General features: G+C 39.1%; 17 protein-coding genes. 8 read left to right on the top strand and 9 right to left on the bottom strand.

The features are described 5' to 3' along the window. Nucleotides 1-361 precede the first annotated feature (361 nt). Complete coding sequence (locus AACQ49_RS07875) at nt 362-1,669, top strand: NAD(P)/FAD-dependent oxidoreductase (RefSeq protein ID WP_004247101.1); 1,308 nt, start codon at nt 362-364, stop codon at nt 1,667-1,669. A gap of 888 nt (nt 1,670-2,557) precedes the next feature. Then, complete coding sequence (gene umoD, locus AACQ49_RS07880; RefSeq protein WP_036908097.1) at nt 2,558-3,058, top strand: flagellar biogenesis regulator UmoD; 501 nt, start codon at nt 2,558-2,560, stop codon at nt 3,056-3,058. Between the two features lie 88 nt (nt 3,059-3,146). On the opposite strand, the gene mfd is transcribed toward umoD, so the two are convergent. Next, the gene (gene mfd, locus AACQ49_RS07885; protein WP_161778971.1) at nt 3,147-6,602 is read right to left on the bottom strand and encodes a transcription-repair coupling factor; all 3,456 of its coding nucleotides are present in this window, start codon (nt 6,600-6,602) and stop codon (nt 3,147-3,149) included. A gap of 194 nt (nt 6,603-6,796) precedes the next feature. Between mfd and lolC the strand changes: the two genes are divergently transcribed. From lolC to pepT, 5 genes are all read left to right on the top strand, one after another. Next, nucleotides 6,797-7,999, top strand: a complete 1,203-nt coding sequence (gene lolC / locus AACQ49_RS07890) for a lipoprotein-releasing ABC transporter permease subunit LolC (RefSeq protein WP_012367767.1) — start codon at nt 6,797-6,799, stop codon at nt 7,997-7,999. Beyond that, nucleotides 7,992-8,696 carry a lipoprotein-releasing ABC transporter ATP-binding protein LolD gene (lolD, locus tag AACQ49_RS07895; protein WP_004247832.1) on the top strand — a complete coding sequence of 235 codons (705 nt, stop codon included), beginning with the start codon at nt 7,992-7,994 and terminating at the stop codon, nt 8,694-8,696. The genes lolC and lolD overlap by 8 nt, the downstream gene beginning before the upstream one ends. Further along, nucleotides 8,696-9,943 (top strand): lipoprotein-releasing ABC transporter permease subunit LolE, encoded by a 1,248-nt coding sequence (gene lolE / locus AACQ49_RS07900; protein ID WP_004247833.1) that lies wholly within the window; start codon nt 8,696-8,698, stop codon nt 9,941-9,943. The genes lolD and lolE overlap by 1 nt, the downstream gene beginning before the upstream one ends. Nucleotides 9,944-10,033: 90 nt before the next feature. Continuing rightward, entirely contained in the window at nt 10,034-10,891 is an 858-nt protein-coding gene (gene cobB / locus AACQ49_RS07905) for a Sir2 family NAD+-dependent deacetylase (RefSeq protein ID WP_004247834.1), read from the top strand. Between the two features lie 51 nt (nt 10,892-10,942). After that, nucleotides 10,943-12,187 carry a peptidase T gene (gene pepT / locus AACQ49_RS07910; protein ID WP_004247111.1) on the top strand — a complete coding sequence of 415 codons (1,245 nt, stop codon included), beginning with the start codon at nt 10,943-10,945 and terminating at the stop codon, nt 12,185-12,187. 587 nt (nt 12,188-12,774) lie between these two features. Here pepT and AACQ49_RS07915 read toward each other — a convergent pair. The 8 genes from AACQ49_RS07915 to rluE form a co-directional block, all read right to left on the bottom strand. Beyond that, complete coding sequence (locus AACQ49_RS07915; RefSeq protein ID WP_004247836.1) at nt 12,775-13,896, bottom strand: ribosomal protein uL16 3-hydroxylase; 1,122 nt, start codon at nt 13,894-13,896, stop codon at nt 12,775-12,777. Nucleotides 13,897-14,090: 194 nt separating this feature from the next. Next, nucleotides 14,091-15,554, bottom strand: coding sequence for a two-component system sensor histidine kinase PhoQ (phoQ, locus tag AACQ49_RS07920; RefSeq protein ID WP_004251833.1), 1,464 nt, complete (start codon nt 15,552-15,554; stop codon nt 14,091-14,093). A gap of 1 nt (nt 15,555) precedes the next feature. Then, complete coding sequence (phoP, locus tag AACQ49_RS07925; RefSeq protein ID WP_004247114.1) at nt 15,556-16,230, bottom strand: two-component system response regulator PhoP; 675 nt, start codon at nt 16,228-16,230, stop codon at nt 15,556-15,558. A gap of 190 nt (nt 16,231-16,420) precedes the next feature. Continuing rightward, nucleotides 16,421-17,791, bottom strand: a complete 1,371-nt coding sequence (purB, locus tag AACQ49_RS07930) for an adenylosuccinate lyase (protein ID WP_004247115.1) — start codon at nt 17,789-17,791, stop codon at nt 16,421-16,423. Nucleotides 17,792-17,823: 32 nt separating this feature from the next. Beyond that, nucleotides 17,824-18,453 carry a high frequency lysogenization protein HflD gene (hflD, locus tag AACQ49_RS07935; RefSeq protein WP_004247840.1) on the bottom strand — a complete coding sequence of 210 codons (630 nt, stop codon included), beginning with the start codon at nt 18,451-18,453 and terminating at the stop codon, nt 17,824-17,826. Between the two features lie 2 nt (nt 18,454-18,455). Then, nucleotides 18,456-19,559, bottom strand: coding sequence for a tRNA 2-thiouridine(34) synthase MnmA (gene mnmA, locus AACQ49_RS07940; RefSeq protein ID WP_004247117.1), 1,104 nt, complete (start codon nt 19,557-19,559; stop codon nt 18,456-18,458). 105 nt (nt 19,560-19,664) lie between these two features. Further along, nucleotides 19,665-20,117, bottom strand: coding sequence for an NUDIX hydrolase (locus AACQ49_RS07945; RefSeq protein ID WP_004251825.1), 453 nt, complete (start codon nt 20,115-20,117; stop codon nt 19,665-19,667). Next, nucleotides 20,110-20,739: a 23S rRNA pseudouridine(2457) synthase RluE gene (rluE, locus tag AACQ49_RS07950; RefSeq protein ID WP_004247841.1), complete on the bottom strand. Its 630-nt coding sequence runs from the start codon at nt 20,737-20,739 to the stop codon at nt 20,110-20,112. The genes AACQ49_RS07945 and rluE overlap by 8 nt, the downstream gene beginning before the upstream one ends. A 138-nt stretch (nt 20,740-20,877) precedes the next feature. Here rluE and icd point away from each other — a divergent pair, with 138 nt between their 5' ends. Then, complete coding sequence (gene icd / locus AACQ49_RS07955) at nt 20,878-22,131, top strand: NADP-dependent isocitrate dehydrogenase (protein WP_004247120.1); 1,254 nt, start codon at nt 20,878-20,880, stop codon at nt 22,129-22,131. Nucleotides 22,132-22,208: the final 77 nt, after the last annotated feature.

Raw genomic sequence — 22,208 nt, forward strand, 5'->3', positions numbered from 1 at the left:
TGTCCATCTTTTTTGATTTATATTTTTCCTTTTCTTTATTATTTTAAGCCCCTCTCATATTCCGACTGAATTATTCACTTATATCCTCTATCTAATTGATAGTTATGGTAAAAAATAGCCATATGTTAATAAGATGTTCTATTGGCGAATGAAAAACAACCTAAATGACTCGATTCATCAAAAAACAGGTATGAAAATTCAAATTTTTTTGATATAAATCAACTTTGGTATGACCATATTGCCAATGAGCTTTGGCTATTATCAAAATCATTGACTGAAACGTTTTAACTGTCGTTATTTAAGTGGATTTAACCAAGATGACTTAAATAACAACAGTAAATATCTTTAGGAGTGACGTTATATGTCATTAACAAAAATTGTTATAGTCGGTGGTGGAGCTGGTGGATTAGAACTAGCGACTAAATTGGGTGATAAGTTAGGGCGCAAAAAAAAAGCAGAAATTACCCTTGTTGATAGAAATAATAGTCACTTATGGAAACCTCTGTTACATGAAGTTGCCACAGGCTCATTAGATGATGGTGTTGATGCATTAAGTTATCTCGCTCATGGTTATAACCATCACTTTAATTTTCAATTAGGCACTTTAACAGGGCTTGATCGCCAACATAAAAATATCACTTTGGCTGCTATTTATGATGAAAATCAAGAGCTATTAGTTCCAGAGCGTCAACTCGATTATGATATTTTAGTCATGGCCTTAGGCAGTAAATCTAATGATTTTGGCACCCCAGGGATCAAAGAGCACTGCATTTTTTTAGATAGCCCACAGCAAGCACACCGTTTTCATAATGAAATGCTCAATTTATTTTTAAAATATTCAGCAGACTCCAACGCAGAAGCTGAAAATCGTAAAGTAAATATTGCGATTGTGGGTGGTGGTGCAACTGGAGTGGAATTATCTGCCGAATTACACAATGCTGTTCGCCAACTCAATAGTTATGGTTTAAAAAAATTAGCGCCATCAGCTCTTAATATCACGCTTGTTGAGGCGGGTGAGCGAATATTACCTGCATTACCCGTGCGTATTTCAAGTGCAGCACACCAAGAGCTGACTAAGTTGGGTGTGCGCGTGATGACGAAAACCATGGTAACAAGCGCCGATGAAAAAGGGTTAAATACCAAAGATGGCGAGCATATTGATGCTGATCTGATGGTTTGGGCTGCGGGGATCAAAGCCCCAGACTTTATGAAAGATATCGCTGGATTAGAAACCAATCGTATTAACCAATTAGTCGTTAAGCCGACACTACAAACAACATTAGATGATGCGATTTTTGCGATTGGTGATTGTGCATCCTGTCCGCGAAAAGAGGGAGGATTTGTTCCGCCAAGGGCACAATCCGCTCATCAAATGGCAAGCCGTTGTTATAGCAATATTTTAGCCATGTTAAAGGGTAAAACGTTAAAAGAATATGTGTTTAAAGATCATGGCTCGTTAGTTTCGCTCTCTAAATTTAGTACGGTAGGGAGTTTGATGGGCAACTTAATGAAAGGCGATATGATGATAGAAGGGCGTATTGCACGTATCGTTTATATTTCTTTATACCGTATGCATCAAATTGCGTTACATGGTTATCTTAAAACAGGTTTGATGATGTTAGTTGGATCAATCAATCGTGTGATTAGACCAAAACTAAAACTTCATTAGTGAATAATGGTTTATTTTTCTAACTTTTGTTTCTTTTAGCAAACAAAAGTTTATTTTAACCCCCCGCAGTATTTATATTGTCGGGGGTTTTATCTATCTAAAGAGTAGTAATAATTGTGAACAGTCAAAATAAGAATCTCTGAATTAGATGATTAATTCAGTAGAAAATATTTATGTGGATATCGAATTAATTTTTTAATAATATTAAGCTTCAATTTCAAATAACTTTATGAAAAATATAGTGTTATTTCTATAAATTTAATTATTTATATATAAAAATAATCTTCAATAGAATAGAGGTTTTTCATAAATTAAGATTTTTCTTAAATAGAAATAGGCGCTTTTAAGAATTTATTTAGGTCATAAAATGTTATGGTATTTAAAGATACATATTAAAACTTATAAATAATATATGTGAATAAAAAACATGTATTTAATCTATTATTTTTATTATCTTTATGTACAAACCAATCTGTTACGCATAGTGAAAAGCAAATCGGCTATGTAAAGGTTAATGAAGAAGTTTCTTAAAAGAGATTACATTTGTTAACTTGATGTTATCATTACGCTATATTTATAAATATGTAAATGAAATTAGATTTCATTGATGAGATAAGAAATATTTAAGTTCATTCTTAATTTTTTTGAAAATAATTAGAAAATAGCGCGTATTTAATTAACTGATTAAAACAATAATTAGTGGTGTATTTACCATGTTATAAGTACATAGTTTACTTATGATGTTAATCAGCAAGGACGTAATAATATATTTTTTCATATAAGCTTATTCATTCAACATATTGAATTACAACATGGTGATAAAAGAGTGAAATCCGCTTATAACAAAAAAATAGTAAAATAGGGATAAACGCATAAAAAGGGGAAAAAGTGAGTGTTGATAGCAAAAAGTTCACACTAATAGGACTAATCCTTGTATTAGCTATTCTTTTATTTGTCGCTTGGAAGTGGATATTTCCACGGCCACAATTTGCCCATGTGGTTTCAGCAACACCGATTAAATCAACCGTTTTTGTGACAGAAGAGTATTGCCATCGTATTGGACTGCCTACACAATTTACACCAGAAAGATTATCGCGTTTTCATCCCGCAGAGCAAGAGTGCCGTGTTTTCTATATGATAGAAGCGCTAAACAATAAAAGTATTGCTCACTTCCCTTATGCTCAATTCAGAGAATGTATTCCCATTTACCGCCAAGAAAGGCGAGTTATCGGTTATGATGTGCTTTACACAATTGATGGTACACCGGGTAAAGTGAGAACGACATTTAAACCGGGCGATATCATCGCGCTAGATAGCGATGGCCGACTTGTTTTGGAGCAAGAGCCATATTGTTCTATGAATGAAAATATTCCTTGCCGTAAAGAGTAACGGTTTTCTTTTTAGCATTAACGCTGATAACTGATAAGATAAAAAAGGCCTAATATTTATTATGTTAGGCCTTTTTGCATTTTATTATCTAAACAGACAATGCGTTTATTTTGTGTTCACTAAAAGCGGTGAGCATATCGTCGATAAAAGTGAGTCGTTTTTCTCGATCGGTTAGGCTTATCATAAATTTCAATTTGGTAGGGCCATCTAAACGGAAGACGCTCGGTTGCTCTTGCAATAAACCGATTAAATAAGTCGGGTCGACATTATTTTTTTCACCAAACTCAATAAAGCCACCTTTGTCATGGGCTTCAATGCGAGATATACCTAAACTCATGGCGCTTAATCGAATAGCCGCATTACGTAATAAGTTGCGTCCTGCATCAGGTAAGGTGCCGAATCTATCAATAAGCTCTGCCCTTAGATCATTAAGTTCATTTAAGTCTTTGGCACTGGCAATACGTTTATAGAAAGAGAGTCTTACATTGACATCAGGAATATAGTCATCGGGCAATAGCACCGGCATTCTTAATTCAATTTCGGTTTGCTGATTGGTCAGATCTTCTAATGATGGCTCTCGACCCTCTTTTAATGCTTCAACTGCACTTTCTAGTAACTCCATATATAAAGAGAAGCCAACGGTATTCATTTGACCGCTTTGCTCTTCACCTAATAACTCTCCCGCACCACGAATTTCTAGATCATGTGTGGCTAAAGCAAAACCTGCGCCGAGATCTTCTAGGGAGGCAATCGCTTCTAAGCGTTTATGGGCATCTTTAGTCATTGCTTTGGGATGAGGGGTTAATAGATAAGCATAGGCTTGATGGTGAGAGCGGCCAACGCGTCCACGTAATTGGTGTAGCTGCGCTAAACCAAAGTGATCAGCACGTTCAATAATAATGGTATTGGCACTCGGAATATCAATACCCGTTTCTATAATGGTGGTGCAGAGCAATACATTAAATCGTTGATGGTGAAAATCGTTCATCACACGTTCAAGCTCACGTTCACGCATTTGCCCATGGCCAATACCAATACGAGCTTCAGGTACTAACTGTGCTAGCCTATCACGCGCTTTCTCTATATTTTCAACATCGTTATATAAATAGTACACTTGCCCGCCACGTAATGTTTCACGCAAGATAGCCTCTCTAACAACCAGATCATCATATTCGCGGACAAATGTTTTAACGGATAAACGGCGAGCGGGTGGGGTGGCAATAATTGACAGATCACGCATACCACTCATCGCCATATTTAGCGTACGAGGAATAGGGGTGGCCGTTAAGGTTAATATATCGACATTGGCACGCATTGCTTTAATACGCTCTTTATGACGTACACCGAAGCGATGCTCCTCATCAACAATTAATAACCCTAAGTCTTTCCATTGAATGCTCGATTGTAATAATTTATGTGTACCAATAACGATATCAATGGTGCCTTCTGCTAATTTTTCGGTGATCTGCTGCTGCTCTTTGGCACTACGAAAACGTGAGATCATCTCAATATTGACCGGCCAATTAGCAAAGCGATCACGAAAGTTTTCAAAGTGTTGTTGAGCCAGTAGGGTAGTAGGCACCAAAATAGCCACTTGCTTATTGTTGCTTATTGCAAGAAATGCCGCACGCATAGCAACTTCTGTCTTACCAAAACCAACATCACCACATACTAACCTATCCATTGCAATGGCTTGGCACATATCACTTAATACGGCATTAATTGCCATCTCTTGATCGGGTGTGGTTTCAAAAGGGAAGCTTTGGCGGAAAGTGTGATATTGTTCTTTATCTAATTTAAACGCAAAACCAGATTTTACGGCTCGTTGAGCGTAGACATCTAATAATTCCGCCGCCACATCACGCACTTTTTCAGCTGCTTTTTGGCGCGCACGAGTCCAAGCATCACCCCCTAATTTATGAAGAGGTGCATTTTCATCCGCCCCACCAGAGTAGCGACTGATCAAATGCAGTGACGAAACAGGAACATAGAGTTTGTCATCTCCCGCATACGAGAGGATCAAGTACTCTGCTTTTACGCCACCCGCTTCTAAGGTGGTCATACCTTGATAACGACCCACCCCATGCTGAAGATGGACAACAGGTTGTCCGGGACTTAATTCTGCCAGATTGCGGATCAGTGTATCGGTATTGATGGTGCGACGATTATCTTGACGGCGACGGTGGACTCGCTCACCTAACATATCACTTTCGCAGATCAGCGCTAACTGACGATAATTGTCAATAAAGCCATGCTCTGCAGAGCCAATAATAAAATAACACCCTTTCTCTTTAGCATCCGCTAATTCAATAATTTGTTTGGGGGCAATTTTAATTCTAGATAAGAGCTCTTGAACGGTTTCCCGCCGGCCTTCACTTTCAACCGAAAAAACAATACTGCCAGAAAATTGCTCTTGGAAACGGCGTAGATTATCAAGCGGTGATTTACTTTGTGCATTGACTGATAAATCAGGCAGTGGTTGATAACCTAAATTGGTATAACCCGCTTTTTCCGGCAGTGCTTGCGTTTTAAGTTGAATACGTGGCCACTGTTTCAACTGTTGATTGAGCGTTTCGACATTAAGCCAAATATCATCTGGTGGCAGTAATGGCCGCATGGGATCAACACGACGGCTTTCATAACGTTGGTTGATATCTTGCCAAAATTTATCAGCGCAATCTTGCAGATCTTGCGTCACAATTAAGGTGTTTTGTGGGAAATAAGCAAATAAATTGGATAATGGCTGACTAAAAAAGAGCGGTTGCCAGTATTCAATTCCTGCGGGTAATACTTGCTTACTTACTTGTTGATAGATATGTTCAGGATCACGTCTTACTTCAAAACGTTCACGCCATTGGCTACGAAAGAGTTCAATCGCATTAGGATCAGTTGGAAACTCATGAGCCGGTAATAGTTTGATCTGCTTGACTTCTGTTAAGGTGCGTTGCGTATCAACATCAAAAGTTCTTAGGCTATCTATCTCATCATCAAAAAAGTCAATTCGATAAGGAAATTCACTGCCCATCGGGAATAGGTCAAGTAATGCGCCGCGTGTTGCATACTCGCCATGTTCTAACACTTGTTCTACATGACGATAACCCGCCTCATCAAATGTTTTGCGTAAATTGTCGCGAGAAAGTTGCTCTCCTTTACTCATTATTAATGCATGACTTGCGAGATAATCTGTTGGGCAGACTTTTTGCATTAACGTATTGACGGGTAAGATTAAAATTCCCTTGAGAAGTGATGGAATACGGTATAGCGTAGAAAGGCGGTTAGAGATTATTTCTTGATGGGGAGAAAAACTGTCGTAAGGCAATGTTTCCCAATCAGATAATGTCTCTACAGGATAATCACAAAACTGACGGATTTCATCTTGTAAACGCAGTGCATTTTGCATATCACGAGTGACAAGAACGACTAATCCAGCATGACGTTTAATGATTTCTGCACATTCTAGGGCGCAAGCGGCACCTGTCAGCTGACCCAGCTGGCGAGTATCCCCTTGTTTTACAGGAAGTTGATAACGATATTCTGAGGACATAAGCGTGTAATGTGAACTCTTGGTTGTAGTTAACTCCCAACACATCTTTAGCGACATCGCCAAAGCTTAAACTGGCGGGCAGGTTAAGATAAAAGAAAAAACCACAGTTTGGGAATAGAGTGGTTCCATTCAGTAAGACTACCCTTTATTATCCCTGAACACTTAGCATTAGCAACAGGAACAGCACAGTTTTCATGTACAATTCTGTCTCATTTTTTATAGGGCTCCGTTATATGCGGGGTCGCGCAGTCGACAAATTTGGTCGATTCGTCTCATGGCTATCCGCTTTAGGGATTATGCTGGGTGTTGCGGCATTGATCACAGTGACTTCTGTGATGAATGGCTTTGAACGCTCATTACAAAACAGCATTTTGGCCTATATTCCACAAGCTGTTATCACAACACCCAATGGGCAGCTACCCAAACAAGATAGTACTGCACAAATGTTATTAAAACGAGAAGATGTTATCAATGTCGTTCCTTTAGTTGAAGGGGATGTGGTATTACAAAGTAAAGATAATATCGGTGTTGGCGTGATGTTAGGGATTGACAAAGCACAAGATGAACCCCTAACACAGTTTATTCGCTATGGCGATTTCTCGTTATTAAAACCGGGAGAATATGGTGTGATCCTCGGTAGTGGTTTAGCTAAACAGCTAAAAACCAAAGAAGGGGATAGCATTCGCCTTATTGTTCCCGGCGTAAGCCAACTCACCCCAATGGGCCGAGTGCCTAGCCAACGACTGTTTACAGTCAAAGGTATTTTCCAAAGTGGCGGTGATGCGGATGCTTCTCAACTTCTGGTCAATCAACAAGATGCGGCGCGTTTGATGCGCTATCAACCCGGCAATATTACCGGATGGCGTCTATTCTTCTCAACCCCTCTTAATATTGAAAAATACAGTGCTGAACCTTTGCCAGCAGGTTTAAGTTGGAAAGATTGGCGTGAACGAAAGGGCGAGTTTTTCCAAGCAGTGAAAATGGAAAAAAATATGATGGGCTTATTATTAAGCCTAATTATTGCGGTCGCCGCGTTTAATATTATTACTTCGCTTTCATTACTGGTGATGGAAAAACAAGGTGAAGTGGCAATATTACAAACCATGGGGTTAAAGCGTTCACAGATAATGTCCATCTTTATGCTACAAGGGGCAGGTGCCGGTATTTTAGGTGCTATTGCGGGAGGTTTGTTAGGGGCGTTACTATCAAGCCAACTAAATGTGATTATGCCTGCGGTAGGGCTTATTCCTCATGGGGTAGAATTACCCGCGACTTTAGAGTGGAGCCGAGTCTTTATGATTGGTTTTGCCGCTATTGTGATTTCACTATTATCGACTTTATACCCGTCTTGGCGGGCCGCAACTATTCAGCCAGCAGAGGCGCTACGTTATGAGTAATACCCCTTTATTACAATGTCATGCACTTTGTAAGCAGTATCAAGATGGTGCTATTTCAACACAAGTCTTAAAATCCGTCTCTTTCGCGATCAATCAAGGTGATTTTATGGCGATTGTCGGCAGCTCAGGTTCAGGTAAAAGTACCCTATTACATTTATTGGGTGGTTTAGACTCTCCAACCTCAGGTGAAGTGATATTTAAAGGGCAATCGCTCAATAAATTAACTTCAACGGCAAAGGCGGATTTACGTAATACTCAATTGGGTTTTATCTACCAATTCCACCATTTATTACCTGATTTTACTGCATTAGAAAATGTTGCAATGCCTCTAATGATTGGTGGAATGAGTGCAGTAAAGGCCAAACAGAAAGCGATGTCTTTACTTGATGCCGTAGGATTAACTGCTCGTGCACATCACCGTCCTTCTGAGTTATCTGGGGGAGAAAGACAACGTGTTGCTATTGCTAGAGCCTTAGTAAACGATCCGGCGTTAGTTTTAGCCGATGAGCCGACAGGTAATCTTGACCAAAAAAATGCGGAAGGTATTTTCGAATTACTCATGAAATTAAATAAAGAAAAGAAAACTGCCTTTTTGGTTGTTACTCATGATTTATCTCTCGCGGCACGCTTTCAACGTCAACTTGAAATGAAAGATGGTCAATTAGAGTCTCAAGAAGCGATTTCAGGAGTGGAATAATGGCGCAGTTGCCACTTGCTTTAGTTACCGCATTACGTTTTTCAAAAGGACGAAAACGTGCTGGTATGGTGTCATTAATTTCGATTATCTCAACGCTGGGCATTATGTTGGGTGTAGCGGTATTGATTATCGGATTAAGTGCCATGAACGGTTTTGAACGTGAATTAAAAAACCGCATTCTTTCTGTGGTTCCCCATGGACAAATTTATTCGGTAGAACAACCCTTTATATCTTGGCAACCGGCACTATCGCGGATTGAAAATACTGAGGGTGTTGTTGCTGCTGCCCCCTATATTTTATTAACCGGATTACTTGAAAAAGGAACCGAATTAAAAGCGGTACAAGTGATGGGGGTTGAACCGAATAAACAAAGTGATATCAGTTTATTACCGAGCTATGTGCAAAATAATGCATGGCAACATTTTCAAGCGGGTCAACAGCAAATCATTATTGGCCAAGGTGTTGCCGATGCTTTGAAAATCAAACAAGGTGATTGGTTAACTATTCTGATCCCTAACAATGATGATCCGAAAAAGCTATTACAACCTAAACGCATTCGTTTACAAGTCAGTGGCATATTTAAACTCAGTGGTATGCTCGATCACCAATTAGCGTTAATTCCATTGGCAGATGCGCAACAGTATCTTGATTACGGCAAAGGAATTACGGGTATTGAAGTGAAAACAAGCGATCCATTTCTAGCTAATGAAATTATTCATAATGCAGGCTTAAATAGCCAAGCCTATGTTTATGCTAAAAGCTGGATCAGCGATTATGGTTATATGTATAGCGATATTCAGATGATCCGCAGCATTATGTATCTCTCAATGATTTTAGTGATTGGGGTTGCTTGTTTTAATATTGTCTCGACGCTGATTATGGCGGTAAGAGATAAGAGCGGAGATATTGCTATTTTACGAACGTTAGGTGCAAGAGATAGCCATATTCGCAATATTTTCTTATGGTACGGACTGTTGTCAGGCATGATCGGATGCGTGGCCGGTGTTATTATGGGGGTAGTTGTCTCACTAAATTTAACCCCTATTGTCTCGGTAATTGAATCCATGACAGGGCATAGTGTGCTATCAGGAGATGTCTATTTTGTCGATTTCTTACCTTCAGAAATACATGCAATTGATGTTTTCTCCGTATTTTTGACGACGGTTATTTTGAGTTTGATTGCCAGTTGGTATCCTGCTCGTCGAGCAACTAAACTCGATCCTGCTAGAATTTTAAGTGGACAGTAAGTTTATTGACATAAAATGGATATAAACGGAAATAAGACAGTAAAGTTATCAATTTTTATTGATTGTTAAATATAAAAACCAAGGATTGCCATGATGAAACTTAAACTTCGTCATCGTCGGCTTAGGAAGTTTCGTAAGATAAAAAGTTTACGTAGACAACACTCACGTTGTCGTTATTTTCATTTAACCCATAAAACGGAACATGAAATGAATTTACCCAAAGTAGTGGTGCTAACCGGGGCGGGCATTTCGGCTGAATCAGGTATAAAAACCTTTCGATCAGAAGATGGATTGTGGGAAGAGCATCGCGTTGAAGATGTGGCAACGCCAGAGGGATATCACCGCAACCCTAAACTGGTTCAGCAGTTTTACAATGAGCGCCGTCGTCAATTACAACAACCCTCAATTCAACCTAATGAAGCACATTATGCATTAGCAAAACTTGAGCAATATCTAGGAAAGGACAATTTCCTGCTGGTCACGCAGAATATTGATAACTTACATGAAAAAGCAGGGAGTAAACATATTCTCCATATGCATGGTGAGTTACTGAAAGTCCGCTGTCCGCAATCAGGTCAAGTTTTTGAATGGAAAGGGGATTTATCAACGACAGATTATTGCCATTGTTGCCAATTTCCCTCTCCTCTACGTCCACATATTGTTTGGTTTGGCGAAATGCCAATCGGCATGGATGAAATTTATCACGCTTTAGCACAGGCAGATCTCTTTATCGCTATTGGCACTTCGGGGAATGTCTATCCTGCTGCTGGGTTTGTCCATGAAGCACGGTTAACAGGGGCTCACACGGTTGAGCTTAACCTTGAACCTAGCTTAGTGGAGAGTGAGTTTGAAGAAAAACATTATGGCCCCGCAAGCCAAGTGGTTGATGCATATGTCCATAAATTGTTTGATTTAATTAATGATCCTAAAGCTGATTTGACGCAATAATTATTTTATAGAGTTCCCTATTATTGTTATTAGAGAGATTTAGGGGGCAAAATGGATAAATTATTAGAACGGTTTTTTGAATACATTAGTTTTGATACACAATCGAAACCATCATCGAAAATGTCACCAAGTAGCGATGGTCAGCTAAAATTAGCGAAGGCACTGGTACAAGAATTAAAAAAACTGGGTTTTTCTGATGTGACACTCAGTGATAAAGGATGCGTTATGGCGAGTTTGCCCTCTAACGTATCTTGGCCTGTACCTGTTATTGGCTTTATTTCCCATCTTGATACTTCACCTGATTTTTCAGGTAAACATGTAAAACCTCAAGTGCTTGAAGATTACCGTGGTGGTGATATCGCGCTAGGTATTGGTGATGAAGTATTATCACCGGTTATGTTTCCAATTTTACACTCAATGATTGGTAAAACATTAATTACAACGGATGGTAAAACTCTATTAGGTGCTGATGATAAAGCCGGTATCGCAGAGATAGTCACTGCGATGGTACGTTTAAAAGCACAAAATCGACCTCATGGTGATATCCGTATTGCATTTACGCCGGATGAAGAGATAGGGCGTGGTGCACATTATGTCGACCTAAAAGCATTTGGTGCTAACTGGGCATATACCGTTGATGGTGGTGGTGTGGGCGAATTGGAATATGAAAATTTCAATGCCGCTTCTGTGAGTATTAAAATCGTTGGTAATAATGTTCATCCCGGTAGTGCCAAAGGCGTGATGGTAAATGCGTTAGGACTCGCTTCGCGTATTCATCAAGAATTACCTGTTGAAGAGACCCCTGAAAACACAGAAGGCTATGAAGGTTTTTATCACCTACAAAGTATTAAAGGTACGGTGGAAAGAGCCGAAATGCACTATATTATTCGTGATTTTGATCGCAATCAGTTTGAAAAGCGTAAACAAAACATGATCACGATTGCTGAAAAAGTAGGTAAAGGTCTACATCCTGATTGCTATATTGAACTAACTATTGATGATAGCTACTACAATATGCATGATAAAGTGGTTCAGTATCCACATGTTATTGATATTGCAAAACAAGCAATGATTGATTGTGATATTGAACCTGATATTAAGCCTATTCGTGGTGGTACAGACGGTGCTCAGCTCTCTTACCGCGGATTACCTTGCCCAAATATCTTTACGGGTGGGTATAATTTTCATGGCAAACATGAATTTATCTCTTTAGAAGGTATGGAAGCCGCAGTAAGTGTTATTATGCGAATTGCTGAAATTACTGCCGAAAGAGAAAAAGCAAAAGTTATTTGTTAATAGAGCAGTTATGTAAAATAATTGCCCCATAATAGCCGACAATCTCGGCTATTATTTTATCTTTATATTTTAAATATAGGGTTTGTTTTCATATTATTTAAAATTAAACTTTAAAAATAAGTTTGTTTTTTATAAGTTATTGGCCGATTATTTCAAATAATATTCTTTATAATCTAAATAAAATGATATAAGGATATTTGCGTAATGGTAATGGCTGTACTCTCCAAAATAATAATAAAACAAACAAGATCAGAATGTCTGTGTAAAAAAATACCGATAACCAGTGATAATACTTTTAGTAAAAAAGAGTATAAAGCATCGTTTATTATCGTTTTCAGCTATTTTTTAATTACCCATCTTATTATATTTTCTTTATATTTATCAAATGATAAGCATACCTGGTTACTTTTAGGGCTACAGAGTGCGTTCTTTATCATTTTGCCATGGTTATTTTATGGCACAAGAACGTTACTAAAAGAGGCAATGTATTATTTAATAAGATAACAGTTACTGTTTATTAACATAGTTAAAATAACACCCAGCTATAATTAGCTGGGTGTGTTTGTATAAAAATAGTTTATTTATACTTAATCTTCAAAATACCAATAGCCTTGGTTAACAAGATGCGTCAATAAACGTATAAATTTTGGATCTGCTAAAGCATCACCTAAATGTTGTTTATCAATACAATCATATTGGCAAAGGGCATCTGCAGCTTCAATATGATGAGTATCCATTAATTCACCATTAACAAAGCAACTATCACCAACACGCAGTGCGCGAATACCGTTTAAACGATGAAGTTGTTCACCTTGTTGCAGTAAATCGTGGATCTCAGCATTTTCATATAAAGGTTCAGGAATGGCCAAGTCAAGTTCATGGCGAGATTGAGAAATAAACTCCCCAAACCAATGACGGAATACTTCGGGTTGGGCAAGTAAGTCTTCCATCATATCATGCAACTTATTTAATTCTTGATGCTGGACTAATGCCGGATTATCTCGAGGAGTAAGATCAGGATCACTGTAACGGTAGCTTCCTAAGTCATTTGCTAAAACATAGTCAGCAAAACCGCTAAATAGCTCTCGTGCATTAGGTGCTCTAAAGCCAACAGAATAGTTTAGTGATTCTTCAATGGCATAACCTTCATGAGGAAATCCAGGTGGAATATACAGAATATCACCCGGCTCTAATTCTTCATCGATAATGGCGTCAAAAGGATCAACTTGAAGTAAATCCGGGTGAGGGCAGTGCTGTTTCATTGGGATTTTCTCACCCACACGCCAACGACGACGACCTTGCCCTTGAATAATAAATACGTCATATTGATCAAGATGAGGACCCACACCGCCTCCGGGAACAGAGTAAGAGATCATCAAATCATCAATACGCCAATCGGGTAACACACGAAAAGGTTTCATCAATGCCGCACTTGGAAAATGCCAGTGATCGACCGCTTGAACTAATAACGACCAATCTTTATCGCCCAAACCTTCAAAGTGCTCAAAAGGCCCATGTTTAACTCCCCACTGCCCATCTTGACAACTCACAAGACGGCTATCCACTTCATCTTCCATTGCAAGACCTGCAAGTTCATCAGGAGATAAAGGATCAACAAAACCAGAGAAGCCGTTTTTGATTAATAAAGGACGTTTTTGCCAATGGCTTTCTAAAAATGATTGCCAATCTAAATTAAGTTTATAGTCCATTGTGTATTTCCTGAATTTGGGAAGCCTAAAAATATCATATAATGAATTACAACTTCCTGCTAAACATTCCTTGGTGCAATGTGAGTAATAACGAGTAATATACTGACAACTGCGTAGTTATCATACATCTCGCAATCTTATTGTGATAAGACCTAAATTAAATCAGCAATAATATAAGTTGATAGAGAAGAGCGTTACTCTATTTCAGTAGTGAGTTGTTGCTCAGCAAAGGTGACGATGAGTCTTGCCCCCCCTAATGGACTATCGGTAATGGTGATATCACCGTTATATTGCTCAATAATATCAACAGCAATTGATAATCCTAAACCTTGTCCTGGGCGCAATGTATCTGCACGTGTACCACGCTGAAAAATAAGCTCCCTTTTTTCTGGGCTGACTCCTGGGCCATCATCATCTACGGTGATAATCACACAATTGTCATCATGACTTACATTGATTTCGACAAACTCTAAGCAGTACTTACAAGCATTATCAAGTACATTTCCCATGACTTCCATAAAATCATTCTTTTCACCTAACCACATCATTTCAGGGGAAACATTTAACGTTATATCAACGCCTTTGGATTGATAGACTTTATTAAGTGCACTACAAAGATTGTCAAGTAAGCCTGATAAAGAGTGGAGCTTGCGTGTTGTTATATCGTGATCGCCGTGAAGAGAAGCTCGATGTAAATAATAACCAACTTGCTGTGAAATTCGTTCAATTTGACTTTGCATAATTGGCTCAGCTTGTTCTATAGACATTTGTTTGCCAGCACGTAGGGCACGTAATGTTGATTGTAAAACAGCAAGGGGGGTTTTTAAGCTATGGGTCAGATCAGATAAACTGGTACGGTATTTACTATAACGGTTGCGTTCATTACGCAATAAAATGTTGAGATTATAAACTAATCCTTTGAGCTCTTTAGGGGGATTTTCATCTAAATTATCGCGAGTGCCTTTTTCCAACGCGCTGATCTGCTCAATAATGGATTTAATCGGCCTTAAACTCCAATGGGCTGCTAACCAAATTAATGGGATCACCAAAAGAAAATTAGCTAGTAATATATAGAGAAACCAATCCCAGACTCTACTTACATTTTGCAGACTTTGAGGAATAGGATCGATAACCGCAATGGATAGATAAGGCATATTATCCGCCGCAGGATAGTGATTAATAACCACGGAATGCGTTAAGGTATCATTACTTGAATATTCGTTGAGTTTTTTTAGATAGGCTCGATATTGAGGCAGTTGCTGTAACATAAAACGTGTCGTTTTAACATTCACACTAATTTCAAATAAGCCTTCTTTATTGCGCCATTTTGGCGCGATACTGTTTGGGATCACCTGAGGTAAATCCGTTGGCGTCCATAGCACATTGCCTTTCTCGTCGAAAATAACCACCAGCGATGTGTTGTTGTTATTGAGGTTAGTCGGAAATTCAATCTGCAATTGCCCATCTTTCCATTGCGCTAAGCTATAGTAGAGATTACTTTGGCTACGCATTAGCATAAAAGTCGTTTTATCAAAACTGACAATAGAACCGACTATGGCAACCAAACCATAAGAGAGTGTCAGTGCTAAAATAATGGCGCTGGTGGCAAGTAAAAATCTTGTTCGTAAAGAGAAGGGCGAACGTTGTTTTTTATGCATATTAAGCTTTCATATCAAAACGATAACCTTGTCCACGTACAGTTACAATGACATCATTATCATATTTTTGGAGAATTTTTTTGCGCAGACGCCCCATAAGCACATCAATGGTATGACTTTCTCGCTGCTCTGCATCAGGATAAAGTTGGCGCATTAGCACATCTTTGCTCACCACTTTGTTTTGATTACGCATTAATGTTTCTAAAATAGTATATTCGAATGCAGTGAGCTTGATTTGCTCACCTAAGATCATGAACTCTTTACGTGATAAATCCAACTCAAAAGGGGCAATAGTCAGTATTTGTGAGGCAATGCCCATGTTTCTTCGCATTAATGCCTGAACGCGTGCCACGATCTCTTCAAAATGAAAAGGCTTTGTCACATAATCATCAGCACCGGCATTTAATGCGGTCACTTTTTCCTGCCAGCTTTCTCGAGCCGTTAATACCATAATAGGAATAGTAATATTATTTTCCCGCCATCGACGAATAAGGCTGATACCATCTTCATCAGGAAGACCTAAATCAACAATGGCGACATCAGGTGTACTTTCTGCGATAAAGTGATCGGCTTCTTTCGCATCTTGTGCTGCATCAACTTGATGTCCTGCATCGCGAAACTGCACAGATAAATGATGGCGAAGTAAGATATTATCTTCAATAATTAAGATCCGCATATTCCACCTTGTGTACATCAGTAAAAATCAGTTGCTGTAAGAGAAATTAAGATAATGATAGTCAATCTAGCACTTAAAGAATACCGTAACGGACAATGTGTTTAAGTTATAGATAGTTTTTATCTTATTTAGGACGGGTCATCGATATAAAAAAAGGCAGAGATTATCTGCCTTTTAAGTATTGGATAAATTAATCTAATTTATCAACAAGTTGACTGGCAAAACCAATATAGCTTTCAGGTGTCATCGCTTTTAAGCGTGCTTTTTCTTGTTCTGGTAGCGCTAAACCGTCAATAAACACAATCATATCTTGTGCCGTGATCCGTTTACCACGAGTTAACTCTTTAAGTTTTTCATAAGGCTTTTCAATACCATAGCGACGCATAACCGTTTGGATTGGTTCAGCAAGAACTTCCCAGTTGCTATCTAACTCTTCACGAAGATGACTTTCATTAACTTCTAATTTATTTAAGCCTTTCATGGTTGATTGGTAAGCGATTAATGCATAACCGATACCGACACCTAGGTTACGTAGTACGGTTGAGTCAGTTAAATCACGTTGCCAACGCGAAACTGGTAATTTGCTGGAAAGGTGACCCATAACGGCATTAGCTAAACCTAAATTACCTTCAGAATTTTCAAAATCGATAGGATTCACTTTATGAGGCATTGTTGATGAGCCAATCTCACCGGCAATGGTCTTCTGTTTGAAGTGATTAAGAGCGATATAACCCCAAATATCACGGTCAAAATCAATTAAAATTGTATTAAAGCGGCTGATGCAATCAAAAAGCTCGGCAATATAGTCGTGTGGCTCAATTTGAGTAGTATATGGGTTCCATGTGATCCCCAATGAAGTAACAAATTCTTCACTAAATTGGTGCCAATCAACTTCAGGATAGGCAGCTAGGTGAGCATTATAGTTACCTACTGCACCATTAATTTTACCTAAAATTTCTACTTGAGTAAGTTGGCGATATTGACGCTCCATACGGTATGCAACGTTTGCAAACTCTTTTCCTACCGTTGAAGGTGTTGCCGGTTGTCCGTGAGTACGAGAGAGCAGGGGTAAATCACGATATGCTTGCGCCATTTTACTGATAGTATCAATAAGCTCGCGCCATGCTGGTAGTAGCACTTCTTGGCGTGCTGTTTCTAACATGATGGCATGGGATAAATTATTAATATCTTCAGAAGTACAAGCGAAGTGAATAAACTCAGAAACTTGCTGTAGTGCAGGGATAGCTGCCACTTTTTCTTTTAAGAAATATTCAACCGCTTTCACATCATGATTGGTGGTGCGCTCGATAGTTTTGATACGAGCAGCATCATCTTCATTGAAGTTAGCAACAATTGCATCAAGGTAATCGATTGCGTTTTGTTCAAAGGCGGGAACTTCTTTAATGTCGGTGCAAGATGCTAGCTTTTGTAGCCAGCGAACTTCTACCTGTACACGGAATTTCAAAAGACCGAATTCACTAAAAATAGTCCGTAACGACGAGGTTTTACTACCGTAACGACCGTCAATCGGTGAAATCGCTGTCAGCGAAGATAATTCCATTGTTGGCAACTCCCAGGTTGAATTTTAAAGTATTAACATTGAGCGAGAAAATCATCAGTTTGTCGTAAGATGGTTTTTTGATGGAGTAAAAAATCAAAACGGCGACCACCTACTTGACGCCAAAGTACGGCACTACGAAGACCTGTCAGAAGTAATCCACGAACTTTGGCTTGAATAATAGGGTTTTTAAGCAACTCAATCGAACCATTAACTTGAATTTTTGGCCCTACAGGGCTGACCGCATCACTATAAACGCCAGCGAGAGCATTAAATAATCCGTCAGAAAGCGGTTCAAAATAATTTTTTTGTCGTTCAAGTTGAGATATTTTTTGTGATAAATGCGAACTATAATCGTTATTTTTGTTTATGATACGTTCAAGGTTAATCAGGCCTTGTTGATAAGTCATCAACTCAAACGTGAGTTTTTCTCTTCTTACCGCTTGATGGATAGCTTTTATAGTTTGAAAACCTAATTTCAAATGACTTATTTGATTACCATAAACATCCAAGGTTGAAGTTGGGTTGATATTAAAAATGCTGTTAACCATGACTTCAACATCTTTCTCGTCTGCATTCCCTTGATAAGCAATTTGCTGAACAAGACGACTTGCCTGGCAGATACCTGCCAGTGCAAGGGTAATATCACGAAAATCTTTAGCCACATCTACTCCTGAATACGTGTTTCAATAATACCGCCACCTAAACAGACTTCGTCTTGATAGAAAACGGCCGATTGCCCCGGTGTAACAGCAGCAACAGGATAGTCAAAACGGACTTCAATTTTATCTTCATCTAATGGTGTTACTGTACACGGAATATCAGCTTGGCGATATCGTGTTTTCACCGTGCAACGAAAAGCTTCGGTAATAGGCTCTCTTGCGACCCAATGAAGTTGTTGAGCAATTAAGCCTACGGACATTAATCGAGGGTGTTCATGACCTTGTGCGACAATTAATATGTTATTTGCAACATCTTTATCGACTACATACCAAGGATCTTCGCTACCTTCTTTTGTGCCACCGATACCCAGACCTTTACGTTGACCTAAGGTGTGGTACATCAACCCTTGATGTTCACCAATGGTTTCGCCATCTACGGTGACGATAGGACCCGGTTTGGCAGGTAAATAGCGCGATAAGAAATCAGTAAACTTGCGTTCACCGATAAAACAGATCCCCGTAGAGTCTTTTTTCTTGGCGGTGGCTAAATCAAGCTTCTCGGCAATTTTTCTCACCTCAGGTTTTTCCATTTCACCGACAGGGAAAAGGCTTTGGGCGATTTGCTGATGACTTAATGTATATAAGAAGTAGCTTTGATCTTTGTTGTTATCAACACCGCGCAGTAATTGGCTTTTACCATCAATATCACGGCGACGAACATAGTGGCCCGTTGCAATATAGTCGGCCCCTAAATCTTCGGCTGCATATTCTAAAAATGCTTTAAATTTTATCTCTTTATTACATAGAATATCGGGATTAGGGGTGCGGCCAGCTTTATATTCAGATAAAAAGTGTTCAAATACATTATCCCAATATTCAGCGGCAAAATTGATAGTGTGAAGTTCTATGCCAAGCTTATCGCACACGGCTTGCGCGTCGGCAAGGTCGGCAGAAGCTGAGCAATATTCTGTATCGTCATCTTCTTCCCAGTTCTTCATAAACAGACCAACGACCTGATATCCCTGTTCCTTAAGAAGATAGGCTGAGACGGATGAATCTACGCCACCGGACATTCCAACGATGACTTTTTTTTGGCTGTTATCTGACATGAATGGATCTCACTGCGGAAAAATAAGCGCCATACTTTACCATATCACTATCAAGGGTGCATCAAACGAATACATTTTTTGCCTTCTTAACCATGAAAGTCATTGTTAAGAGGCAAATGTTGAACCAAAGCTATCCAGTAAAGAGAGTGGATAACGTTCATTTTGTTGATAACAAAGAATACTTTCTTTTACCAGCGGTGAACGTAATTGTTGGCTATTGATTATCTCTTGCGCGGTCACCCAGTAGCAGCCATTAATATCATCGTCATGTGGTTGTGTGGCTAATTGTTCTGGTGCTTCTATCAAAAATAAAAAACGCAAAAATGGCGTATTGTCCGGTGCCACCCACTGATGTAATTTCAGAAAATATTGTACCGGCAAGGTTAAACCGGTTTCTTCCCATAACTCTCGTTGTGCCGCTTGGATCAGGGTTTCATTTGCTTCTAAATGTCCTGCGGGTTGATTCCATGTGGCTCTGCCATTTACCGTTTCTTCAACAACTAAAAATTTATTGTTTGCATGAACAATACAAGCAACAGTGACATGTGGTTTAAACAAAATTAATCTCCTTCCATTGACCCGGTAATAGATTATCCAAGGTAATATTTCCCATGCTAAAACGAATTAAGCGTAATGTGGGATAACCAATATGGGCGGTCATACGTCTAACTTGGCGGTTTTTTCCTTCAAATAAGGTAATTTTTAACCAGCTAGTCGGAATAGATTGACGCTCCCTAATAGGTGGAAATCGCTCCCAAACCCACGTTGGCTGTTCTACCCTTTCAATTTTTGCAGGTAGTGTTTTCCCATCCTTTAGGTTAAGTCCTTCACGAAATTGTTGTAACGCTATCTCTGTGGGAATGCCTTCTACTTGAGCATAGTAGACTTTCCCTGTTTTTTTATTTGGTTGAGTTAATTTGGCCTGTAATTTGCCATCATTTGTTAATACTAACAGACCTTCACTATCTCTATCTAACCGTCCTGCCGCATAAATATCAGGAATGGGGATAAAATCTTTTAGCGTTTTTCTACCGCTGTCATCGGTAAATTGCACAAGGACATCAAAGGGTTTATTAAAGATAATCACTTTACGCTCACCTCTGGGGCGAGAAGGTTTTTTTTGTCCTGCTAGTGCGTGAGATTTGCGTAGTTTCGATCTATTGTTAAATTGATTTGCCATAGCTATTTTTTGTCAAAAATGGGAGATTGATTATACCTTAAAAGAGAAGCGATTGGCGTTAGCTGAATAATCAAGTAGTATTGACAGGTCTCTTACAAAAAATTAACAAAGCGTGCGCTTACATGAAAGGAGAGGTAAATGGAAAGCAAAGTAGTTGTTCCGGCTAATGGTGCTAAAATTACATTAGATGCTAAAGGTAAGCTTGTTGTTCCAAATAATCCGGTTATCCCTTATATCGAAGGGGATGGTATCGGTATCGATGTCACGCCAGCAATGTTAAAAGTTGTTGATGCAGCGGTTGAAAAAGCTTACGGCAATGAACGTAAGATTGAGTGGATGGAAGTCTACACCGGTGAAAAATCAACACAAATTTATGGTAAAGATGTTTGGCTGCCAGAAGAAACCTTAGATCTTATTCGTGAATATCGTGTTTCTATTAAAGGTCCTCTTACTACACCAGTAGGTGGTGGTATCCGTTCATTAAATGTGGCACTACGCCAACAACTCGACCTTTACGTTTGCCTGCGCCCAGTGCGTTATTACAAAGGAACTCCAAGCCCAGTAAAACACCCAGAACTGACGGATATGGTTATCTTCCGTGAAAACTCAGAAGATATCTATGCCGGTATTGAGTGGAAAGCCGGTTCAGCAGAAGCTGATAAAGTGATTAAGTTCCTGCAAGATGAAATGGGTGTAACCAAAATTCGCTTCCCACAAGATTGTGGTATCGGTATTAAGCCTTGTTCAGAAGAGGGGACTAAACGTTTAGTTCGTGCAGCGATTGAATATGCAATTGATAACGATCGCGACTCCGTTACATTGGTGCATAAAGGTAATATTATGAAATTTACCGAAGGTGCCTTTAAAGATTGGGGTTACGAATTAGCCCGTGAAGAATTTGGTGGTGAGCTGTTAGATGGTGGTCCTTGGGTTAAAATTAAGAACCCTAAATCAGGCAAAGATATTATTGTTAAAGATGTTATCGCAGATGCATTCTTACAACAAATCCTGTTACGCCCAGCCGAGTATGATGTTATCGCTTGTATGAACCTAAACGGTGACTATATTTCTGATGCATTAGCAGCACAAGTTGGCGGTATTGGGATTGCTCCTGGCGCTAATATTGGTGATGAGTGTGCATTATTTGAAGCGACTCACGGAACAGCACCAAAATATGCCGGACAAGATAAAGTTAACCCAGGCTCTATTATTCTCTCCGCGGAGATGATGTTACGCCATATGGGTTGGACAGAAGCCGCTGACTTAATCATTAAAGGTATGGAAGGCGCGATCGAAGCGAAGACCGTTACTTATGATTTTGAACGTCTAATGGACGGTGCTAAACTGCTGAAATGTAGCGAGTTTGGTGACGCGATTATCAAACATATGTAATTGTTGATTTGATAAATAGTTAACGGGAGCTTATTAGTTCCCGTTTTTATTATCAATATTGAAACGGTTATCAAAAA

Source organism: Proteus sp. G2675, assembly GCF_963886535.1.
GTDB lineage: Bacteria > Pseudomonadota > Gammaproteobacteria > Enterobacterales > Enterobacteriaceae > Proteus > Proteus mirabilis.